Origin of the sequence: Kitasatospora sp. NPDC051164 (genome assembly GCF_044455625.1) — a bacterium.
Lineage (GTDB): Bacteria > Actinomycetota > Actinomycetes > Streptomycetales > Streptomycetaceae > Kitasatospora.
In genome coordinates this window covers 197,818-219,188 of record NZ_JBITFB010000016.1, presented here as the reverse complement: position 1 = coordinate 219,188, position 21,371 = coordinate 197,818, and the positions used below count along the sequence as shown (strand labels likewise).

At 73.0% G+C, this 21,371-nt stretch carries 14 protein-coding genes; 12 read left to right on the top strand and 2 right to left on the bottom strand.

Translation table 11 applies throughout. The features are described 5' to 3' along the window. Nucleotides 1–27: 27 nt before the first annotated feature. The 7 genes from ACIBEC_RS24795 (at nt 28) to ACIBEC_RS24765 (ending at nt 11,029) form a co-directional block, all read left to right on the top strand. Nucleotides 28–537, top strand: a complete 510-nt coding sequence (locus tag ACIBEC_RS24795; RefSeq protein ID WP_360496735.1) for a DUF6912 family protein — start codon at nt 28–30, stop codon at nt 535–537. Between the two features lie 47 nt (nt 538–584). Continuing rightward, on the top strand, nt 585–1,241 hold the full coding sequence (locus ACIBEC_RS24790) for an HAD family hydrolase (protein WP_360496738.1): 657 nt from the start codon (nt 585–587) through the stop codon (nt 1,239–1,241). Between the two features lie 129 nt (nt 1,242–1,370). Next, the gene (pruA, locus tag ACIBEC_RS24785) at nt 1,371–3,002 is read left to right on the top strand and encodes an L-glutamate gamma-semialdehyde dehydrogenase (protein ID WP_360497230.1); all 1,632 of its coding nucleotides are present in this window, start codon (nt 1,371–1,373) and stop codon (nt 3,000–3,002) included. Nucleotides 3,003–3,283: 281 nt separating this feature from the next. Continuing rightward, nucleotides 3,284–8,230, top strand: coding sequence for an NAD-glutamate dehydrogenase (locus tag ACIBEC_RS24780; RefSeq protein ID WP_360496741.1), 4,947 nt, complete (start codon nt 3,284–3,286; stop codon nt 8,228–8,230). 199 nt (nt 8,231–8,429) lie between these two features. Continuing rightward, nucleotides 8,430–9,275 carry a hypothetical protein gene (locus ACIBEC_RS24775; RefSeq protein ID WP_360496744.1) on the top strand — a complete coding sequence of 282 codons (846 nt, stop codon included), beginning with the start codon at nt 8,430–8,432 and terminating at the stop codon, nt 9,273–9,275. 108 nt (nt 9,276–9,383) lie between these two features. Further along, a complete protein-coding gene (locus ACIBEC_RS24770) occupies nt 9,384–10,013 on the top strand; it encodes an RNA polymerase sigma factor (RefSeq protein ID WP_360496747.1) in 630 nt (209 codons plus the stop codon). Further along, complete coding sequence (locus ACIBEC_RS24765; RefSeq protein WP_360496750.1) at nt 10,010–11,029, top strand: CU044_5270 family protein; 1,020 nt, start codon at nt 10,010–10,012, stop codon at nt 11,027–11,029. Before ACIBEC_RS24770 ends, ACIBEC_RS24765 begins: the two co-directional genes overlap by 4 nt. A gap of 81 nt (nt 11,030–11,110) precedes the next feature. Here ACIBEC_RS24765 and ACIBEC_RS24760 read toward each other — a convergent pair whose 3' ends face one another. After that, the gene (locus ACIBEC_RS24760) at nt 11,111–13,966 is read right to left on the bottom strand and encodes an FtsK/SpoIIIE domain-containing protein (RefSeq protein WP_360496753.1); all 2,856 of its coding nucleotides are present in this window, start codon (nt 13,964–13,966) and stop codon (nt 11,111–11,113) included. Between the two features lie 411 nt (nt 13,967–14,377). On the opposite strand from ACIBEC_RS24760, the gene ACIBEC_RS24755 reads away from it, so the two are divergent. The 3 genes from ACIBEC_RS24755 to prfB all read left to right on the top strand — a co-directional run bounded on the left by ACIBEC_RS24755 (nt 14,378) and on the right by prfB (nt 18,919). Next, a complete protein-coding gene (locus ACIBEC_RS24755; protein ID WP_360496756.1) occupies nt 14,378–16,246 on the top strand; it encodes a protein kinase in 1,869 nt (622 codons plus the stop codon). Between the two features lie 248 nt (nt 16,247–16,494). Beyond that, nucleotides 16,495–17,748 (top strand): serine/threonine-protein kinase, encoded by a 1,254-nt coding sequence (locus ACIBEC_RS24750; protein ID WP_360496759.1) that lies wholly within the window; start codon nt 16,495–16,497, stop codon nt 17,746–17,748. A gap of 58 nt (nt 17,749–17,806) precedes the next feature. Then, complete coding sequence (gene prfB, locus ACIBEC_RS24745) at nt 17,807–18,919, top strand: peptide chain release factor 2 (RefSeq protein WP_360496762.1); 1,113 nt, start codon at nt 17,807–17,809, stop codon at nt 18,917–18,919. Between the two features lie 94 nt (nt 18,920–19,013). Here the strand turns inward: prfB and ACIBEC_RS24740 are convergent, their stop codons facing one another. Continuing rightward, nucleotides 19,014–19,208, bottom strand: a complete 195-nt coding sequence (locus tag ACIBEC_RS24740) for a hypothetical protein (protein WP_360496765.1) — start codon at nt 19,206–19,208, stop codon at nt 19,014–19,016. A gap of 350 nt (nt 19,209–19,558) precedes the next feature. Here ACIBEC_RS24740 and ftsE point away from each other — a divergent pair, with 350 nt between their 5' ends. Beyond that, nucleotides 19,559–20,248 (top strand): cell division ATP-binding protein FtsE, encoded by a 690-nt coding sequence (ftsE, locus tag ACIBEC_RS24735; protein WP_030059730.1) that lies wholly within the window; start codon nt 19,559–19,561, stop codon nt 20,246–20,248. Nucleotides 20,249–20,328: 80 nt separating this feature from the next. Continuing rightward, entirely contained in the window at nt 20,329–21,240 is a 912-nt protein-coding gene (gene ftsX, locus ACIBEC_RS24730; protein WP_360496768.1) for a permease-like cell division protein FtsX, read from the top strand. Nucleotides 21,241–21,371 lie beyond the last annotated feature (131 nt).

Below are 21,371 nucleotides of genomic sequence, written 5' to 3'. Positions count from 1 at the left end.
GCTGGACCGAACCGGAGAGTGCCACCGATGCGCGTGTACGTGCCCACCACCCTGACCGGCCTGGCGGCGGCGCACGAGGGCGGCGCCCTGGAGCAGTCCGCGGCGTACGCCGTGACGCCCGCGCTGCGCGAGTGGTACGTCAGTGACGACATCGAGGAGCTGGAGTACGCGGCGCTGAACCGGGCCGCCCAGTCCTCGCTGCGGCTGCTGGCCGCCGACCCGGAGGCCCCGCGCCGCCGGGTCGTGGTGGCGCTGGACGTGGCGGACGCGTCGGTGTGGCCGTTCCCCGGCGACGAGTACCAGGACCAGGCCTCGCTCGGCCGGGTGGTGCTGGCCGGACCGGTGCGGCTGGCCAAGGCGGCCGCGGTGCACGCGGACGTGCCCGACGACGAGGTGGTCACGGACGTCGCGGCGGCGGTGGCGGCGGTGGCCGCGGCCGATGCGGGCGACCAGGACGCCCAGTTCACCGTGGACGGCGCCGAGGACCACGACCTGCTCTGGTTCGCGACCCAGGAGATCCCCTCGCTGCTCGGGTGAGCTCCGTCCTACCGGTGTGTCGGTGCCCGGCGTTACCGTTGTCCCCCGTGCGCACTCACATCGTTTGGGACTGGAACGGCACCCTCTTCCATGACATGGAGGCGGTGCTCGGGGCGAGCAACGCCGCTTTCGCCACCATCGGCGTCGGGCCGATGAGCCTGCAGGAGTACCGCGAGCAGTACGAGATCCCGATCCCGCGCTTCTACCAGCGGCTGCTCGGCCGGGAGCCCTCCCCGCAGGAGTGGCTGAAGCTCGACGACGCCTTCCACGACCGCTACCGCGAGCTGAGCTCGTCCTGCGGGCTGACCGAGGGCGCCCGCGAGCTGGTGACCGGCTGGCAGGCGGCGGGGCACAGCCAGTCGCTGCTGTCGCTGTACGTGCACGACAAGCTGGTGCCGCTGGTCGACACCTTCGGCCTGACCGGGCACTTCCTGCGGGTGGACGGCCGCAGCGGCCCGGCCGGCGGGCAGAAGGCGGAGCACCTGGTCCGGCACCTGACCGCGCTCGGCGAGCAGGTGGACCCGGCCCGTACGGTGCTCATCGGCGACGCCGCGGACGACGCCCTGGCGGCGCTGAGCGTGGGCGCGCGGGCGGTGCTGTACACCGGTGGCTCGCACACCCGGGAGAAGCTGGAGCCGGTCGGCGTCCCGGTGGTGGACACCCTGGCCGAGGCGGTCGAGCTGGCGGGCCGGATTACCGGCTGAGCACGCCCGGGCGGGCCGCAGTGGCGGGTGCCACGTCCGCCGTCCGCGTGTCTGAGCGGGCGGATCGGGCCGTCGCTGGTCAGGCTGGACTGACAGCCGAGCAGTCAGCAGGACGGAGCCGCCATGCCCATCGACGCAGTCACCGAGGTGCCGACCCCGGTCAACGAGCCGGTGCACGCGTACGCGCCCGGCAGCCCGGAGCGGGACCGGCTGGTCCGGCGGCTGGACGAGCTGGCGGCCGAGCAGGTCCCGCTGCCGATGACCATCGGCGGCGAGCAGCGCTTCGGCGGCGGTGAGCGGATCGAGGTCGTCCAGCCGCACCACCACGCGGCCAAGCTGGGCGTGCTCGGCAACGCCACCCGGGAGGACGCCCGGGCGGCGGTGGACGCGGCGCTGGCGGCCGGGCGGCAGTGGCGCTCGCTCTCCTTCGACGACCGTGCGGCGGTCTTCCTGCGCGCCGCCGACCTGCTCTCCGGGCCCTGGCGGGAGACGCTCAACGCGGCCACCATGCTCGGCCAGTCCAAGACGGCACAGCAGGCCGAGATCGACTCCGCCTGCGAGCTGATCGACTTCTGGCGGTTCAACGTCCACTTCGCCCGGCGGATCCTGGCCGACCAGCCGGTCTCCTCGCCCGGCGTGTGGAACCGCACCGACCACCGCCCGCTGGAAGGTTTCGTCTACGCGGTCACCCCGTTCAACTTCACCGCGATCGCCGGCAACCTGCCCACCGCGCCCGCGCTGATGGGCAACACCGTGGTCTGGAAGCCCGCGCCGACCCAGACCCTGGCCGCCCACCACCTGATGCGGCTGTTGGAGGCGGCCGGCCTGCCGCCCGGGGTGGTCAACCTGGTGACCGGTGACGGCCTGCAGGTCTCCCCGGTCGCGCTGGCCGACCCGGCGCTGGCCGGGCTGCACTTCACCGGCTCCACCGCCACCTTCCAGTCCCTGTGGCAGACCATCGGCGCCAACATCGGCGGCTACCGCACGTACCCGAGGATCGTCGGCGAGACCGGCGGCAAGGACTTCCTGCTGGCCCACCGCTCGGCCGACCCGGAGATCCTGCGGACCGCGCTGATCCGCGGCGCCTTCGAGTACCAGGGCCAGAAGTGCTCGGCGCTCTCCCGCGCCTACCTGCCGCGCAGCCTCTGGCAGAAGATCAAGGACGACTTCCTGGCCGAGGTGGACGCGCTCCCGGTGGGCGACGTGACCGACCTGTCCAACTTCATGGGCGCCCTGATCGACCGGCGCGCCTTCGAGAAGAACCGGGACGCCATCGAGCGGGCCAAGGCCGACCCGACGATCGAGCTGGCGGCCGGGGGCCAGTACGACGACGCGATCGGCTGGTTCGTCCGGCCCACCGTGCTGGTCTCCTCCGACCACCGGGGCGAGATCTTCCGCACCGAGTACTTCGGCCCGATCCTCGCCGTCCACGTCTACGAGGACTCCCGCTGGGACGACGTGCTCGGTCGGGTCGACCGTGGCGCCCCGTACGGCCTGACCGGCGCGGTGATCGCGCAGGATCGTTACGCCATCGCCCAGGCCGTCGAGGAGCTGCGCTTCACCGCCGGGAACTTCTACATCAACGACAAGCCCACCGGCGCCGTCGTGGGCCAGCAGCCCTTCGGCGGCGGCCGGGCCTCCGGCACGAACGACAAGGCCGGAGCCGCGCAGAACCTCCTGCGCTGGACCTCGGCGCGGTCGATCAAGGAGACCTTCGTCCCGCCGATCCACCACCGTTACCCGCACATGGGCTCAGAGTGAATATGAGCCTCCGGTTTGGACATGCTGTCCAGGACGGACCCGACATCCTGCAGGTTTGCGCCTACCTGTCCCTGTCCACCTTCGATTGATCCGGTTAGGCTGGCTGGCGTCGTCGGGTGGCTTCGCAGGACGAACGAACCGTCCTACCCGCTGCAAGGACGTTTCATGCGTGCCATGAGCCCCTTTCAGTCGGACGGTGCGGCAGGATTGCGAAAGACCCGTCGGTGTACATCCACACACCACCGAGTCACGCAACGGCGCGCGACAGGAGCCAAGAAGTCATGCAGACCAAGCTGGACGCAGCCAAGGCCGAACTGCTCAAGAAGGCAGCCGCAGCCGCTGAGAACAGCCAGGTGGGGGGAGCGGCGCCGGGGGAGGGTCTGAGCAACGGTGCTCTGACCGCGTACCTGCACCACTACTACCTGCACACCGCGCCCGAGGACCTGGTCGACCTCGACCCGGTCGACGTCTACGGCGCGGCCGCCTCCCACTACCGCCTGGGCCTCAAGCGCCCGCAGGGCACCGCCGAGGTGCGGGTCCACACCCCCTCGGTCGAGGAGAACGGCTGGTCCTGCGGCCACACCGTCGTCGAGGTCGTCACCGACGACATGCCCTTCCTGGTCGACTCCGTCACCAACGAGCTCTCCCGCCAGGACCGCGCGATCCACCTGGTGATCCACCCCCAGCTGCTCGTCCGCCGTGACATCACCGGCAAGCTGCTGGAGATCCTGGACGTCGACGCCTGCTCCCGCAGCCAGGCCGCCGGCACCGAGTGGCCCGCCGACGCGACCGTCGAGTCGTGGATGCACATCGAGATCGACCGCGAGACCGACCGCGACGACCTGCGTGCCATCGAGGGCAACCTGCGCCGCGTGCTCGGCGACGTCCGCGAGGTCGTCGAGGACTGGGGCAAGATGCGCGAGAGCGCGCTGCGCCTGGCCGACGAGCTGGCCGAGCAGCCCCCGGCCGGCCTGCCCGACCAGGAGGTCGGCGAGGCCTGGGAGCTGATGCGCTGGCTCGGCGACGACCACTTCACCTTCCTCGGCTACCGCGAGTACGACCTGGTCGAGCACGAGGGCGAGGAGGTCCTCAAGGCCGTCGCCGGGACCGGCCTCGGCATCCTGCGCTCCGACCCGCACAGCCACGACGACCGCCACCACGCGGTCAGCGAGGCCTTCGGCCGGCTCTCCGCCCCGGTGCGCGCCAAGGCCCACGAGAAGAAGCTGCTCGTCCTGACCAAGGCCAACAGCCGCGCCACCGTGCACCGCCCGGCCTACCTGGACTACGTCGGCGTGAAGAAGTTCAATGCCGCCGGCGAGCCGATCGGCGAGCGCCGCTTCCTCGGCCTGTTCTCCTCCGCCGCCTACACCGAGTCGGTCACCCGCATCCCGGTCGTGCGCCGCAAGGTCCAGGCGGTGCTGGACGAGTCCGGCTTCTCCAGCGAGAGCCACGACGGCCGCGACCTGCTGCAGATCATGGAGACCTTCCCCCGGGACGAGATCTTCCAGACCCCGGCCTCCGAACTGCTCTCCATCGCCACCAGCGTGCTCTACCTGCAGGAACGCCGTAAGCTGCGGCTCTTCCTGCGCCAGGACGAGTACGGGCGCTACTTCTCCGCGTTCATCTACCTGCCGCGCGACCGCTACACCACGCGGATCCGGCTGCTGCTCACCGACATCCTCAAGGAAGAGCTGAACGGCGCCACCATCGACTACACGGTGTACGCCACCGAGTCGGTGCTGACCCGCCTGCACTTCGTGGTCCGGGTCGCCCCGGGCACCGAGCTGCCGCGGCTCACCGACACCGACATCGAGCGGATCGAGAACCGCCTCGCCGAGGCCGCCCGGTTCTGGATGGACGGCTTCCACGACCAGCTGCACCTCGAGCTGGGCGAGGAGAAGGCCGCCGAGCTCGGCCACAAGTACGCCAACGCCTTCCCCGACGGCTACCGTGCCGACTTCCCGCCGCGCACCGCCGTCGCCGACGTCAAGCAGATCGAGGCGCTGCACGGCGAGGGCGACTTCCGCCTGAACCTGTACCAGCCGGTCGGCGCCGGCGACGACGAGCGCCGCTTCAAGATCTACCGGGTCGGCGGCCCGATCTCGCTCACCGAGGTCCTGCCGGTGCTCCAGCGCCTGGGCGTCGAGGTGCTCGACGAGCACCCGTACGCGCTGCGCCGCTCCGACGGCACCACCGCGTGGGTCTACGACTTCGGCCTGAAGCTGCGCGAGGCCACCGAGCTCACCGACGAGGCCCGCGAGCGCTTCCAGGAGACCTTCGCCGCCACCTGGACCGGCAAGGCCGAGAACGACGGCTTCAACGAGCTGGTGCTGACCGCCGGGCTGACCTGGCGCCAGGCGATGATGCTCCGCGCGTACGCCAAGTACCTGCGCCAGGCGAACTCCACGTTCTCCCAGGACTACATGGAGGACGCGCTCCGCAACAACACCCACACCACCCGCCTGCTGGTCAACCTGTTCGAGGCCCGGCTGAGCCCGAGCCACCGCTCGGGCGCCCTGGAGCTGACCGAGGGCATCCTGGAGGAGCTGTCCGGCGCCCTCGACGAGGTCGCCTCGCTGGACGAGGACCGCATCCTGCGTTCCTTCCTGAACCTCATCAAGGCCACCCTGCGGACCAACTTCTTCCAGCGCGCCGGCAACGGCGAGTGGCACTCCTACGTGTCGATGAAGTTCGACCCGAAGGCCGTCCCGGACCTGCCGGCCCCGCGCCCGGCGTTCGAGATCTGGGTCTACTCGCCGCAGGTCGAGGGCGTGCACCTGCGCTTCGGCAAGGTCGCCCGCGGCGGTCTGCGCTGGTCCGACCGGCGTGAGGACTTCCGCACCGAGATCCTCGGCCTGGTCAAGGCGCAGATGGTCAAGAACACCGTCATCGTGCCGGTCGGCGCCAAGGGCGGCTTCGTCGCCAAGCAGCTGCCCGACCCGTCGGTGGACCGCGACGCCTGGCTGGCCGAGGGCATCTCCTCGTACAAGACCTTCATCTCGGCGCTGCTCGACATCACCGACAACCTGGTCGGCGGCGAGGTCGTGCACCCGGCCGACGTGGTCCGCCACGACGAGGACGACACCTACCTGGTCGTCGCCGCCGACAAGGGCACCGCGACCTTCTCCGACATCGCCAACGGCGTCGCGGAGTCGTACGGCTTCTGGCTGGGCGACGCGTTCGCCTCCGGCGGCTCGGCCGGCTACGACCACAAGGGCATGGGCATCACCGCCCGCGGCGCCTGGGAGTCGGTCAAGCGCAACTTCCGCGAGCTGGGCCACGACACCCAGACCGAGGACTTCACCGTCGTCGGCATCGGCGACATGTCCGGCGACGTCTTCGGCAACGGCATGCTGCTCAGCGAGCACATCCGCCTCATCGCCGCCTTCGACCACCGCCACATCTTCCTCGACCCGAACCCGGACGCGGCCGTCTCGTACGCCGAGCGCCGCCGCCTCTTCGACCTGCCGCGCAGCTCCTGGGACGACTACGACAAGTCGCTGATCTCGGCCGGCGGCGGGGTGCACCCCCGATCGGCGAAGTCGATCCAGCTGACCCCGCAGATCCGGACCGCCCTCGGCATCCAGGAGAGCCGCCTCACCCCCGCCGAGCTGATGAAGGCGATCCTGCAGGCGCCGGTCGACCTGTTCTGGAACGGCGGCATCGGCACCTACGTCAAGGCCTCCACCGAGACCAACGCCGAGGTCGGCGACAAGTCCAACGACTCCATCCGGGTCAACGGCGAGCAGGTCCGGGCCCGGGTCATCGGCGAGGGCGGCAACCTCGGCTGCACCCAGCTCGGCCGCATCGAGTACGCGGCCACCGGCGGCCCGGAGGGCATCGGCGGCTGGATCAACACCGACGCGATCGACAACTCGGCCGGTGTGGACACCTCGGACCACGAGGTCAACATCAAGATCCTGCTCAACCAGGTCGTCGCCGAGGGCGACATGACGGTCAAGCAGCGCAACGCCCTGCTGGCCGAGATGACCGACGAGGTCGGCCGCCTGGTGCTGCGCAACAACTACGCGCAGAACGTGGTGCTGGCCAACGCCGTCGCCCAGGCGCACAGCATGGTCAACGTCCACGCCCGGATGATCAACCGCTTCGAGGCGGCCGGCCGCCTCGACCGGGGCCTGGAGTTCCTGCCCACCGAGCGCCAGATCCGTGACCGCCAGCAGAACGGCCGCGGGCTCTCCCAGCCCGAGATGTCCGTGCTGCTCGCCTACACCAAGATCATCCTGGCCGACGAGCTGCTCGCCACCGACCTGCCCGACGACCCGTACTTCCGCACCGCGCTGCACGAGTACTTCCCCAGCGCCCTGCGGGCCCGGTTCGCCGACGCGATCGACAACCACGCGCTGCGCCGCGAGATCATCACCACGCTGATCGTCAACGACACGATCAACCGCGGTGGCTGCACCTTCGCCTTCCGCCTGAAGGAGGAGACCGGCGCGACCTACGAGGAGATCGCCCGGACGCACACCGCCGCGCGGGCCGTCTTCGACCTGGAGACGATCTGGGGCGAGATCGAGGGCCTGGACAACCAGGTCCCGGCCCGGGTGCAGACCAAGATGCGCCTGCACTCGCGCCGCCTGGTCGAGCGCGCCACCCGGTGGATGCTCAACAACCGCCGCCAGCCGCTCGACATCGCCGGCACCATCGAGTTCTTCCACGACCGGGTCGCCCAGGTCTGGGGCTCGCTGCCCAAGCCGTTGCGCGGCGAGGACCTGACCTGGTTCGAGAAGGTGTACAACGAGCTCGCCTCGGCCGGGGTGCCGGAGGAGCTGGCCACCCGGATCGCCGGCCTCTCCTCGGTCTTCCCGACCCTGGACATCACCGAGGTCGCGGACCGCTCCGGCAAGGACGTCGCCGACGTCGCCGAGCTCTACTACGACCTGGGCGACCGGCTGCAGATCTCGCACCTGCTCGACCGCATCATCGAGCTGCCCCGCACCGACCGCTGGTCGTCGATGGCCCGCGCCGCGATCCGCGAGGACCTCTTCGCGGCCCACGCGGCGCTGACCGCCGACATCCTGGTCTGCGGCCCCGAGGGCGCCACCCCGGAGGAGCGCTACACCGCCTGGGCGGAGCTCAACGGGACCCTGCTCAACCGCGCCAAGAGCACCCTCGACGACATAAGGGGTTCGGACAACTACGAACTGTCCAGCCTCTCGGTCGCGATGCGCGTCATCCGCACCCTGCTGCGCACCGGCTCGATGCGCTGACGGACAGCCGCACGGAAGGGGCCCGCGTCCACGGACGCGGGCCCCTTCCGCTGTGCGCACGCCGGGCTGTGCGTACCCCGACTGTGCGTACTCCCGCTGCGCGCGCCCTGTTGTGCCCGTTCCGTGCGGAAACCGATTGGGGATCGTGAGCGGACCTTCGCTACGGTGATCCTCGAACGATCAAGTGGGGGGCATGCACATGGGGAAGAACCGAGCCTCGGTCCGCGCGACGGGCGTGGGCATCTCGGTGGCACTGCTGGTCGCCGGAGCGGCGGCCTGCTCGTCCGACGACAAGAAGGACACGGCCAAGGCCGGCGCCGCGGCGCCGGCCCAGCCGGGCGCGCCCTCGGCGGCGCCCACGACCAAGGGGCCGGAGGCCTTCGCGGCAGCCGGCTACCGCGGCCTGAAGCCGGGGATGGCCAAGGACGCGGGCCTGGCCACCGGCGCACTGGAGGCCGCGCCGGTCTCGCTGCTCGACGGCTGCACGGACTTCGTCTACAAGGGCGGCCCGGCGCCGGACCAGGCCCGGATGACCGCCGAGGCGGCCACCGAGGCCCGCTACAAGGACCTGAACACCAAGGCGGACGCGGCCACCGGCAAGACGCCCGCCCCGGCGGGCACCCTGCCGCCGAACGCCTCCGCGAAGGACGCGGCGGCCGCCGCCGCGGGCTCGGCCGCCGCGGCCAAGGACTCGGCCGCCACCGCCAAGCTGATGGCGGACGCGACGCAGGCCATCGTCGACCTGATGGTCGCCCGGGAGACCAAGGAGAAGGCGTACCTGGCCACCGGTCGGGTCTCCTTCGCCGCGGCCGGCCTGCGCGAGCTGGTCGCCCCGGCGGAGGCGAAGACGGCCGAGGGCATCGGCGCCGGCGCCACCCTGGAGGCCCTGCAGCAGGCCTACGGCGCCAAGGGCCTCCAGTTGGCCAAGAGCGGCAAGTACGTGTTCCCGGTGGAGGGTCAGCAGGGCTGGCAGTACGAGTTCACCATGGACGGCGACAAGGTCGCCGGGATGGCCGTGGTGAACCGCGACCTGAAGTGCGTCTGACCGGCTGACCGGCCGCGGGGGGGGGGCCCCCCCCCCCCCCCCGGGGGGGGGGGGCCCCTCCGCCGTGCTCCGGTGGGAACCCTGAGTCGCGTGCGGACAGGTGGGGGTGTGGAACTGTCACAGCGGGGCCGATTGAGGGACGGGGACCAGTGGGCGTTCGGGGAGTTGTTCGACGACGCGGCGGGTGATCTCTACCGGTACGCGGTGCGCGCGACCGGGGACTGGGCGGTCGCGGAGGACGTTGTCCAGCTGACGTTCCTGGAGGCCTGGCGGCTGCGGCGCACACTGTGTGAGGACGGCGGAGCGGTCCGGCCCTGGCTGTTCGGCATAGCCGCCAACGTGCTGCGCAACAGGGCCCGGGCGGCCCGGCGGCACCGGGCGGCGATGGAGCGGCTGCCCGAACGCGAGGTGGTGCCGGACTTCGCCGACGAGCTGGTCGGGCGGCTCGACGACAGCGCGCAGCTCGCTGCCGCGCAGCGGGCGCTGGCCGGACTGCGGAAGGCCGAGCGCGAGGTGTTCGGGCTGTGCGTCTGGGCGGGCCTGGACTACGCGAGCGCCGCCGAGGCACTCGGGGTGCCGATCGGCACGGTGCGTTCGCGGCTCTCGCGCGCCCGCACGAAGCTGCGCGCGCTGGCCGAGGAGGAGCTCCGAAACGGGCGGGAACTCCGCCCGAAGGCCGGACAGGTACCGGGTGGCCGCGCCGACGCGGCCCGGTCGACACGGGAGACGAACCGATGAACGAGGACGAGCGTGCCGAGCTGGACCGGCTGCTGCCGACACCGGCACGGCCCGGGCTCTCCCCCGACCGCCACCGGCTGCTGAGGGGACATCTGATGAGCGAGATCCGGGAGACGAAGCCCGAACGGGCCCGACGGGGGCGGCTCGGCTGGGTGGCACTGCCCGCCCTGGCGGGCGGACTGGCGCTGGCCCTGGTGCCGGCCGGCGGGGGCGACGGTACGACGGGCGGGCCGGTGCAGGCGGGGCCGTCCGCCGTACGGTCCGCAGCGCCGTCGGCAGGGCCGCAGGATCCGGTCAGCGCGGCCCAGCTGCTGGACCGGATCGCCCAGGTCTCGGCGAGCCGGCCCGCCGCGACCGTACGGGACGACCAGTACGTCTACGTGAAGAGCCAGTGGACCGGCACCACCAGCGATCCGAAGACCGGCAAGCGGGTGCCGGCTCCGCTGCACCCCCGGGCCGTCTGGCTTTCGGTGAACGGCAGCACCGACGGGCTGATCGAGGACCGGGTCGCGTTCGGCCGCGAGGAGAACCCGCAGGGCCGGATCGGCCTCACGCCGGCGCCGGGACCGGCGAGCATCATCCGACCCACCTACCGTTACCTGACGACACTGCCGACCGACCCGCAGGAACTCCTGACGAAGGTCTACGCCGAGGGCAACGGCAAGGGCGTCGATCGGGACCAGGCCGCCTTCCGGGACATTGGAGAGCTGATCTCGGAGCAGCTGATGGCCCCCGAGACCAGCGCCGCCCTGTACCGCGCGGCCGCCCTGATCCCGGGCGTCACGATGCTGGACGACGAGGCCGACGCCCTGGGTCGGCACGGCGTCGCGGTGGTGCGGGACGACGGCCAGGCCCGCCTGGAGTGGATCTTCGACCGGAACACCTACGAGTTCCTCGGCTCCCGGGACACCCGGCTCACGGACAGCCCCCAGGAGGCGAAGGGAACCGTCCTCTACGACAGCGCCGTCCAGCAGCGCGCGGTCGTGGACAAGCCCGGCGACCTGCCGACGGGCTGATCCGTGTTCGGCCCCGCCCCGCCCTGCCGTGATCGGGGCGGGGTGGGGCGGAATGACGGGCCGAGGTGCCCTTGCCGCGGGTCAGCGCCGGGCGGCGGCGCGCTGGAGGGCGCTGGCGAGGAGGGCGAGGTCGGTGGGGCCGTTGCCGAGTTCGCGGACCGGGCGGCGGGCGGGCGGGGCGCCGAGCTGGAGCGGGTCTATCGCGACCACGGTGGGGCGCAGGGTGGCGGTGCGCGGGATGCGGCCGCTGATCCGGGCAGTCTGGAAGGCGGTGACGCCGCCGTCCGGCAGTCGCAGGTAGCCGCGGCCGGGGGTGTCCTCGGGGAGGGCGGCCGCGTCGCCGAGGTGGATCAGCAGGTCGGAGTCGGCGGGGTCGTCGGTGCGCAGGGCGATCCGCAGCAACGCGGCCTCGTCCACCTCGGTGCCGGCGCTCTCCTCCGGGCTGCCGGTGGCGACGGCGAGGTGGATGCCGAGCGGGCCGCCGCGGCGGGCGATGTCGGCGAGCGCCCGGGCGAGCGGCCGACCGGCCGGGGAGGTGGGGGAGAGCAGGGCGTCGTAGTCGTCCACGACGACGACCAGGCGGGCGGGGACGGGCGTCGCGGGGACGGGCGCGGCGGGGGCGGCGCCGGGCCGGGGGCCCTCCGCGCTGCGCGGCGCGATGATCCGGGGCGTCGAGGCGGACGCGGCTCCGACGGTGGCGGGCACCGGCACCTGCGGGTGGTTCACGGCCTGCGACCGGTCGTCCAGGCCGTGCCGGTCGTCCAGGATGCGCGCGGCGTGCCAGGAGGCGAAGTCCAGCCCGTCGAACAGCCGCTCCCGCAGGGCGAGTTCGTCCTCCAGGGCCTCGGCCGCGAGCAGCCCGGCGCGCGGGTCGTCGGCGGCGTTGACCAGGCCGGTGACGTGCGGCAGCTCGGTGCAGCCGTCCAGGCCGTCCTCGGAGGCCCGGCCCTCGATGATGGTGACGGCCAGCCGTTCGGGGCGTTCGGAGACGGCGAGCGAGGCGACCAGGGTGCGCAGCAGCTCGGTCTTGCCGGAGCCGTGGGCGCCGCCGATCAGCAGGTGCGGGCCGCCGGGGTCGGGGGAGGGGAGGGCGAGCTCGGGGTCGGCCAGGTCGAGGGTGCACAGTTCGTCCCGGGTGGTGCCGAGCAGTGCGGTGGCGGCGCCGATGCCGCCGGCGTGCGCGGCCCAGCGGGCGGACAGCTTGGCCGGGGTGACGGTGTCGAGCTGCAGCAGGTCGAGCAGGCGCAGCGCGTCGGGCAGCGGGCCGCGGGCGGCCGGGGCGGCTTCGCGCAGCGGGGCGAGGAGGCGGGCCAGTCGCTCGGCCCAGGCGTCGGAGACGGCGTCCAGCGAGATCTCGTGCAGGGTTTCGCGGCCGCGGGCGACCGGGCGGTCGAGCGAGAGCTGGGTGCCGACCTCGCCGGTGATCAGGGCGGTGGCGCCGAGGCCCCGGGGGAGCAGCTCGGGCTGTTCGGCGAGGCAGATCGGGAAGATGCCGACGGCCGGGCCCTGGCGCAGCAGCAGGTCGAGTGCCTGCCGGGCGGTCTCGGTGGCCGGGCGGCCGTCCACCACGACCACGGTGGCGGGGTGGCCGCCGAGGCCGCTGGGGCCGCTGAGCCGGGTGGTGAGTTCGGTCAGCCGGGCGGTGGCCTGTTCGTCGTCGAGGCCGAGCAGCAGGCGGCAGTCCTGGCCGTCGGCGGGGCGCAGGTGGGGCAGCCACAGGGCCCAGGCCCAGGTGTCGGCGCGTTCTTCGGGGGTGCGGGTGGGGTCGGCGTCGACCACGGCGAGGCTCAGGCCGGTCGGCGGGTGCAGTGCGGCGAGCTGGGCGACGACGGCGCGGGTGAGCGCGTCCAGGCGCTCGCGCGGGCCGCAGAGGCCGAGACTGCCGGCGGTCTGCAGGTCGAGGGTGACCGGGACGGCGGGCAGGGTGGTGCCGGGCGTGGTGCCGGGGCCGCCGGGGCGGTCGGCGGTGCCCAGGCGCAGGGTGAGCGCGTCGGGGTGGCCGGGGCCGCGCTCCCACAGCCGGGGGCCGGGGCCGACGGCGCTGAGCAGCAGGGCGGCGAGGTCGGGCCAGCGTTCGCGCTGGGCGGCGGTCTGGCGCAGCCGTACGGCGGCGTGGTGGCGTTCGGCGCTTTCCTGGCCGGGCGGTTCGGCGGTTCGGCCGGGCAGCAGGGAGAACAGGCCGCGGCCGCGGCCCGGGGCGGGCTCGGGGGCGGCGGGCGGCTCGACCACCGGCGGCGCGGGCCGGGTAGGGCCGGGCGCGGCGAGCCGGAGGTGGCCGTGGCCGTCGGGCAGGGCGGTGCGGGCGGCCCCGGCGGTGTCGGCCGGGTGGGGGGCGGTCACCTGCAGGGTCGACTCGCCGATCCGCAGGAGGGCGCCGGGCTCCAGCGGAACGGCGGCCTCGGGCGGGCTGGGCGGGACGAGCCGGCCGTCCAGGGTGGTGCCGTTGGTGGAGCCGAGGTCGCGGGCGGAGACCCGGCCGTCCTCGGCGAGGTGCAGGGCGAGGTGCAGCCGGGAGACGTCCGGGTCGTCGAGCGGGACGTCGGCCTCGCCGGAGCGGCCGATCCGGATCTCCCGGCCGTGCAGCCGGTGCACGCCGCCGGCGTCCGGCCCGCCGACCACACGCAGTTCGGCGACGGCGGGGGTGTCGTCGGGGTCGTCGGCGGTCGGGTCGGGCTCGTTGAGGCTGAGGACGGCTCCGTCGAGCAGCGGGGGGTGGCCGAGCAGGGTGTGCTCGTCCACCCGGTGCGCGCCGGCGTACAGGTGCACATGGGTGGCGGCCCGCGGTCCGCGCACGCCCACGGCGCCCGCGAGGGCGCCCGCGATGGCGCCGAGCGCGGTGCCGACGGGCGCGGTGACCAGCACGTCCACGTAGGGGATGGCGGAGCCGGCGGCGGCCGGGCCGCTGCGCGGTCGGAGGACGGTCAGCCGGATCTGCATCTCGCCCGCGGGTCCCTTCTGCTGAGGTGAAGCCTGGTACCCCGGCGCCGTCGTGGACGCACCGGGCGGCCGCGGCGACCCCTTTGGGCCACACGAGTGGCGAGTGTCCATCCTGCCATCCGGCACGGACGGTCCGCGCACGGTACCGGATTTGACGATCTTGCGATCATCGCCATGGTGGAGGCGACGGTGAGTCAGGTCAACCACCGCCCTCAGGGCCCCCTGAGCAGGCCGCCGACCCACTCCGGGTACTCCCCTAGGGGATGTCCCCCAACCCTCCTCGGATGGCCTGCCGGTCACCTCAAAAACCCGAACGGACACCGTTAGAGTGGCCGCAGACACGGGCCCGGCAGGCTCACCGCACCGGCGGAGGAGCGCCCCGCGCGGGCGGCACGGCGAGGAGTGCGACAGGTGCGGCCAGTCGGCAGCAAGTATCTGCTGGATGAGACCCTCGGACGGGGTGCGACCGGCACCGTCTGGCGCGGCGTGGTGCGCGAGGACGTCCAGGTGCCGGGCAGCGAGCCCGGGCAGCGGGTCGCGATCAAGGTGCTGCGCGAGGAGCTGGCCGCCGACCCGGACGTCGTGATGCGCTTCCTGCGCGAGCGCTCGCTGCTGCTGCGGCTGACCCACCCCAACATCGTCCGGGTCCGTGACCTGGTCGTCGAGGGCGAGCTGCTGGCCCTGGTGATGGACCTGGTGGAGGGCCCCGACCTGGCCCGCTACCTGCGCGCCAACGGCCCGTTCAGCCCGATCGCGGGCGCGCTGCTGATGGCCCAGGTGGCGGACGCGCTGGCGGCCAGCCACGCGGACGGGATCGTCCACCGCGACCTCAAGCCGGCCAACGTCCTGCTCGCCTCCACCGTGGTGGACGGCACCGAGCGGATGCACCCGCTGCTCACCGACTTCGGCATCGCCCGCCTCGCCGACTCCCCGGGCGTCACCCGCACCCACGAGTTCGTCGGCACCCCCGCGTACGTCGCGCCGGAGTCCGCCGAGGGCCGCCCGCAGACCTCCGCGGTGGACGTGTACGGCGCCGGGATCATGCTGTACGAGCTGGTCACCGGCCGCCAGCCGTTCCAGGGCGACAGCGCGCTCGCCGTCCTCCAGGCCCACCTGGCGCAGGAGCCGCAGCGGCCCAGCACCATGCCCGAGCCGCTCTGGACGGTGATCGAGCGCTGCCTGCGCAAGGACCCGGCCCAGCGGCCCGGCGCCACCGCGCTGGCCCGCGCCCTGCGGGTGGTCGCGGCCGGCGTCGGCGTGCACGCCTCCCCGGCGGCGGTGGACGAGGCGCTGGCGGTCGCCGCCCTGCTGCAGCCCGACCCGCGGCCCACCGCGGTCCCCGGCGGTGTCTCGGCTGCCGGCCCGGGGGCGGCCGGGACCGAGGACCGCACCCAGGTGCTGCCCCCGACAGCCTCGGGCGGGCAGTACGACCCGGCCGCGGCGACCCGGGTGATGGGCACCCAGCCGCCGCCCGCGCCCCCGTACGGCACCCCGGACCGCACCCAGGTGATGCCGCCCACCGCCGTGCCGCCGCCCCCGCCCACCGCGCCCCCCGGGCCGAAGGAGGAGGCGCCGCACCCGTGGCAGACCCAGCTGCGCGCGGCGCGGGACCGCAACCAGCAGACCCAGGTCGGCTACTTCGGCCCGCAGGACTACGAGGAGTACGGCGAGCCGCAGGTCGCTCCGCCGCCCTACCAGGCCGGACAGCCGCCCTACGGCGGGCAGGCCGGGCAGGGCGCCCCGGGCGGACGCCCCGGCTACCAGCAGGCCCCGCCGCCGCCCGGGTACGCGCAGCGCCCGCCGGTGGCCCCGCCGCCCTACCAGGCCGGACCGGCAGGGCAGGGCGGCCAGGCCGGCCGCGGCCCCCAGGGCGGCCGGCCCGGCGGCCGTCCGCAGCCGCCCGGCGGCTACCGGCAGGCCCCGGCCGGGCACGGCCGGTCGCAGGGCGGCTACCCGCCGCCGCCCGCGCCCACCCCGGTGCCGCGCCGGGCCGAGCCGCCCGCGCCGCAGTACCGGGAGGCCCCGCCGCGCCGCGAGGAGCCGCCGCGCGAGTCCGCCCGCCGCGAGCCCGCGCCGGCCCGCGAGCGGCGCCCGCGCAGCCGCAACCGGATGTACATCCCGGGGCTCGGCTGCCTCAAGGGCTGCCTGATGGTGCTGCTGGTGCTGGCCGTGGCCGCGGTGGCGCTGTGGAACTTCACGCCGCTGCCGCACTACTGGGACAACGTCGTGGGCTGGTACGACTCGGCGCGGGACTGGGTGAACAGCGTCTTCGGCAAGTAGCGCCGTCACGCCCCGGATCGGGTTGGTCCGGACTCCGGTCCGGACTCTGACCCGGACTCTGGACCGGCTCCGGACAGCTAGATTGACGCTTTGTCGACAATTGACGAGATTTCTCGCCCGAGACTCCCGCTCCGGACCCCTCAGGCGGGCCCACGGGGCCGCCGGGCGCGTAGGTTGGTCGCTGTTGTCCCGCCCCACCGAGTGCACCGGACCCCCCGGAGCGCTCCCGCGCCGCCCACGGAGCAGCATTGGCACGCAAGATCGGCAGCCGGTACACCGTCCACCAGGTGATCGGCCGGGGTTCGGCCGGGACGGTCTGGCTCGGTGAGGGGCCCGACGGCCCGGTGGCGGTCAAGCTGCTGCGCGAGGACCTCGCCTCCGACCAGGTGCTGGTCGGCCGCTTCGTCCAGGAGCGCACCGCGCTGACCAGCCTCGACCACCCCCGGGTGGTCGGCGTGCGCGACATGGTCGTGGACGGCAGCGACCTTGCCCTGGTGATGGAGCTGGTCCAGGGCACCGACCTGCGCTCCCGGCTGGAGCGGGACGGCGCGCTGCCGCCGCAGACCGCCGCCTCGATCATCGCGGACGTCGCCGACGGCCTGGCCGCCGCGCACGCGGCCGGGATCGTCCACCGCGACGTCAAGCCGGAGAACGTCCTGCTCGACCTCGCCGCCGCCCCCGGCCCCGGCGGTGCCCCGCGCGCCAAGCTGACCGACTTCGGGGTGGCCCGCCTGGTCGACGCCCCGCGCCGCACCCGGGCCACCCGGATCATCGGCACCCCCGACTACCTCGCCCCCGAGATCATCGAGGGCCTGGAGCCGCGCGCCGCCGTCGACATCTACGCCCTCGCCACCGTCCTGTACGAGCTGCTGGCCGGCTCCACCCCGTTCGGCGGCGGCCACACCGGCGCGGTGCTGCGCCGGCACGTCACCGAGCAGGTGCCGCCGATCCCAGGCCTGCCGGACGGGCTGTGGCGGATCATCTCCGAGTGCCTGGCCAAGGCCCCCGCCTCCCGGCTGCGCGCCGCCGAGCTGGCCGCCCGGCTGCGCGAGCAGCTGCCGTCGCTGGCCGGTCTGCCGGTGCTCGCCGTGCCCACCCAGGGTCGCGCCCCGGCCGAGGAGCAGCTGACCCCCGGCGAGGCGGTCTACGCCGAGGTCGACGCCGGCCCCGGCCTCCACAAGCGCCGTCGCGGCCCGGCCGTCCCGCTGGTGCCCGGCGTCGCCCCGGACTCCACCCGGGACACCCACACCAGCCTGCGTCGCCCGTCCGCCGAGGAACTGGCCGCGTACGCCGCCGAGTCCCGCGCCCAGCGCACCGCCCCGGGCCACCGCCGGGACCGCCAGGCCCTGCTGCGCCGCCGCCGGCTGCTGGCCGTCCTGCTGGCCACCGTGCTGCTGCTGGCGGGCGCCGCCGCGGCCTGGACGGCCTTCGCGGCCACCGCCCCGGACCGCGGCCACCCGGCCCGTCCGGCCGTGCACGGCACCGCCCCGCGGGCGCCGTAGCCCCGGTGGGAAACGGGGGTGTCGTCATGACCACCCCCGGAACCATTACCCTGGGGGCGTGGCAGCCGTCGATCCTTCCGAAGAGCTCAAGAACCTCGATACGACCATGGGGTCGATCGAGGCCGTCCTCGACCTGGACAAGATCCGGGCCGACATCGCGGTCCTGGAGGAGGAGGCAGCCGCCCCCACCCTGTGGGACGACGTCGCGAATGCGCAGAAGGTGACCAGCCGGCTCTCCTTCCTCCAGGGTGAACTGCGCCGGGTCGAGGGCCTGCGCAGCCGCATCGACGATCTGGGTGTGCTGTTCGAGCTGGCCGAGGCCGAGGACGACGCGGACACCCGTGTCGAGGCCGAGGCCGAGCTGGTCTCCCTCCAGAAGGCCGTCGAGGAGCTGGAGGTCCGCACCCTCCTGTCCGGTGAGTACGACGCCCGCGAGGCGCTGATCAACATCCGTGCCGAGGCCGGTGGCGTGGACGCCGCCGACTTCGCCGAGCAGCTGATGCGCATGTACCTGCGCTGGGCCGAGCGGCACGGGTACCAGACCGAGGTGTACGACACCTCGTACGCCGAAGAGGCCGGCATCAAGTCCGCGACCTTCACCGTGAAGGCGCCCTACGCCTACGGCACCCTCTCGGTCGAGCAGGGCACCCACCGCCTGGTCCGCATCTCGCCGTTCGACAACCAGGGTCGCCGGCAGACCTCCTTCGCCGGCGTCGAGGTCCTCCCGGTCGTCGAGCAGTCCGACCACGTCGACATCGACGAGGGCGAGCTGCGCGTGGACGTCTACCGCGCCTCCGGCCCCGGCGGCCAGGGCGTCAACACCACCGACTCGGCGGTGCGCATCACGCACCTCCCGACCGGCATCGTGGTCTCCTGCCAGAACGAGCGCTCGCAGATCCAGAACAAGGCGTCCGCGATGAACGTCCTCCAGGCGAAGCTGCTGGAGCGGCGCCGCCAGGAGGAGAAGGCGGCGATGGACGCGCTCAAGGACAGCGGCAGCTCCTGGGGCAACCAGATGCGCTCCTACGTCCTGCACCCGTACCAGATGGTCAAGGACGTCCGGACCGCGTACGAGGCCGGCAACCCGCAGGCCGTGCTGGACGGCGACATCGACGGCTTCATCGAGGCCGGGATCCGCTGGCGCAAGCAGCGCGAGACCAGCGCCGAGTAAGACCAGCGCCGAACAGCAGAGAAAGACGTACGAAGGGCCCCGACCGTAGCGGTCGGGGCCCTTCGCACGTCCGGTTCGTACGTCCGGAAAGAACTCAGGCCAGTGCCTGCCGGGCGATCAGTGCCACCGCGAGCAGCCCGGCCAGGAGGGCCAGCAGCACGGCGGGGGAGAGCGCGGCGAACGGCCCCTGCTGCTCCTGCAGCCGGGCCCGGTTGGCGCGGCACACCGCGCAACGCCCGTCGCTGACGCGGCCGTTGCAGTTGGCGCACACCAGATGGTCGCAGGTCATGCGATCTCCTCCTCGCTGCTACAGCCAACGCACCGGACGGGGCTTTGGTTCCACTTCTTGCCCTGTACGGGGGAGCGGCCGAACGCGGTCGCCGTCTCCCACTCTGCCAGGTTCCGGCGGTTCCGGCTCCCGGGCTGTGACATGCCTCGCATAATTCGGGGCATAACCGGACATTGTCTCCCGGATTCCGGGCGCTGTCACGGGCTGCCCCTGCGGGCCGGCTGCCGGTTCGCGTATGGTCCCAGACCGGGAGCGGCCCTCTGCGCTCCTTTCGCCCGCCCCCGGACCGGGCGACCGGGGCGGATCGACCGAGGACTGGTGCCGCCTAGGATGGCCTCCGTGATGCAGCCGTGATCAGATTCGACAACGTCTCCAAGACCTATCCCAAGCAGAACCGTCCCGCCCTGGACAACGTCTCGCTGGAGATCGAGAAGGGTGAGTTCGTCTTCCTGGTCGGTTCGTCCGGCTCGGGCAAGTCCACCTTTCTGCGCCTGTGCCTGCGCGAGGAGCGTCCCAGTACGGGCGCGGTGCACGTGCTGGGCAAGGACCTCGGCAAGCTGTCCAACTGGAAGGTGCCGCACATGCGCCGCCAGCTGGGCACCGTCTTCCAGGACTTCCGTCTGCTCCCCAACAAGACGGTCGCGCAGAACGTCGCCTTCGCCCTCGAGGTGATCGGCAAGCCCAAGAGCGCCATCAACAAGGTGGTGCCCGAGGTGCTGGAGCTGGTCGGCCTGGGCGGCAAGGAGGACCGCATGCCGGGCGAGCTGTCCGGTGGTGAGCAGCAGCGCGTGGCGATCGCCCGCGCCTTCGTGAACCGTCCGATGCTGCTGATCGCGGACGAGCCCACCGGCAACCTCGACCCGCAGAACTCGGTCGGCATCATGAAGCTGCTCGACCGCATCAACCGCACCGGCACCACGGTGCTGATGGCCACCCACGACCAGGCGATCGTCGACCAGATGCGCAAGCGCGTCATCGAGCTCGACAAGGGGCTGCTCGTCCGCGACCAGGCTCGCGGCGTCTACGGATACCAGCACTGACCCCCCAGCGCTGACCCCGTAGGGCCGCCGGCCCGAATCGCCCGACCCGGAGCAGTACCGACCCTGGAGTTGTTTCCCGCATGCGTGCCCAGTTCGTCCTGTCGGAGATCGGTGTGGGTCTCCGACGCAACCTGACGATGACCATCGCGGTCGTCGTCAGTGTCGCGCTCTCCCTCGCCCTCGCCGGTTCCTCGCTCCTGGTCCGCGACCAGGTGAACTCCATGAAGGGGTACTGGTACGACAAGGTCGAGGTGAGCATCTACTTCTGTACCAAGGCGGACGCCCGCAACTCGCCCCAGTGCGACAAGGGCGCGGCCACCGACCAGCAGGTCCAGGACATCAAGGACCAGCTGGACAAGATGACCTCGGTCGTCCAGACCTCCACCTACGAGAGCTCCCCCGACGCGTACAAGCACTGGAAGGAGATGAACCCGGAGAACCCGCTCATCCCCGTCCTGGGCCCGGACGCCATGCCGCAGTCCTGGCGGGTCAAGCTGAACGACCCGACCAAGTACGACGTGATCCAGAGCGCCTTCGCCGGCAAACCCGGCGTGAAGTCGGTCGAGGACCAGCGGAAGATCCTGGAGAACCTGTTCGGCCTGCTCAACGGCCTGCAGACGGCGGCCTTCGTGATCATGGTGCTGATGCTCTTCGTCGCCCTGCTGCTGATCGTCAACACCGTCCGGGTGTCGGCGTACAGCAGGCGGCGCGAAACCGGCATCATGCGCCTGGTCGGTGCCTCGAACTTCTACGTCCAGATGCCCTTCATCGCCGAGGCCGCGTTCTCCGCGCTGCTCGGCGCGGCGATGGCCTCCGGACTGCTGATCGGCGGGCACTTCTTCGTCCAGAACTGGCTGGCCGACCGGGTGCAGTTCATCCACTTCATCGGCCTCGGCTCGGTGCTCGCGGTGATACCTCTGCTGATCGTGGTGGGTATGGGCATGGCCGGTGTGGCGGCGTTCTTCACGCTGCGCAAGTACCTCAAGGTCTGATCCCCGGACGCCTCGGCGGGCCCCCCCCCCCCCGCGCCCGCGGGGGGCCCCCCCCCCCCGCGCGCCCCCCGTGCCGCCCCGCGGGCGCGGCGCGGGGGGTAAAAAACCATTGCAAGGGGGAAAAAACCCCC

What these genes read in the sequence shown, in the direction of transcription:
- ACIBEC_RS24795 (WP_360496735.1), top strand. Translation starts at nt 28, where the DNA reads ATGCGCGTGTACGTGCCCACCACCCTGACCGGCCTGGCGGCGGCGCAC.
- ACIBEC_RS24780 (WP_360496741.1), top strand. Translation starts at nt 3,284, where the DNA reads ATGCAGACCAAGCTGGACGCAGCCAAGGCCGAACTGCTCAAGAAGGCA.
- ACIBEC_RS24775 (WP_360496744.1), top strand. Translation starts at nt 8,430, where the DNA reads ATGGGGAAGAACCGAGCCTCGGTCCGCGCGACGGGCGTGGGCATCTCG.
- ACIBEC_RS24765 (WP_360496750.1), top strand. Translation starts at nt 10,010, where the DNA reads ATGAACGAGGACGAGCGTGCCGAGCTGGACCGGCTGCTGCCGACACCG.
- ACIBEC_RS24760 (WP_360496753.1), bottom strand. Translation starts at nt 13,966, where the DNA reads ATGCAGATCCGGCTGACCGTCCTCCGACCGCGCAGCGGCCCGGCCGCC.
- ACIBEC_RS24740 (WP_360496765.1), bottom strand. Translation starts at nt 19,208, where the DNA reads ATGACCTGCGACCATCTGGTGTGCGCCAACTGCAACGGCCGCGTCAGC.
- ftsX (WP_360496768.1), top strand. Translation starts at nt 20,329, where the DNA reads ATGCGTGCCCAGTTCGTCCTGTCGGAGATCGGTGTGGGTCTCCGACGC.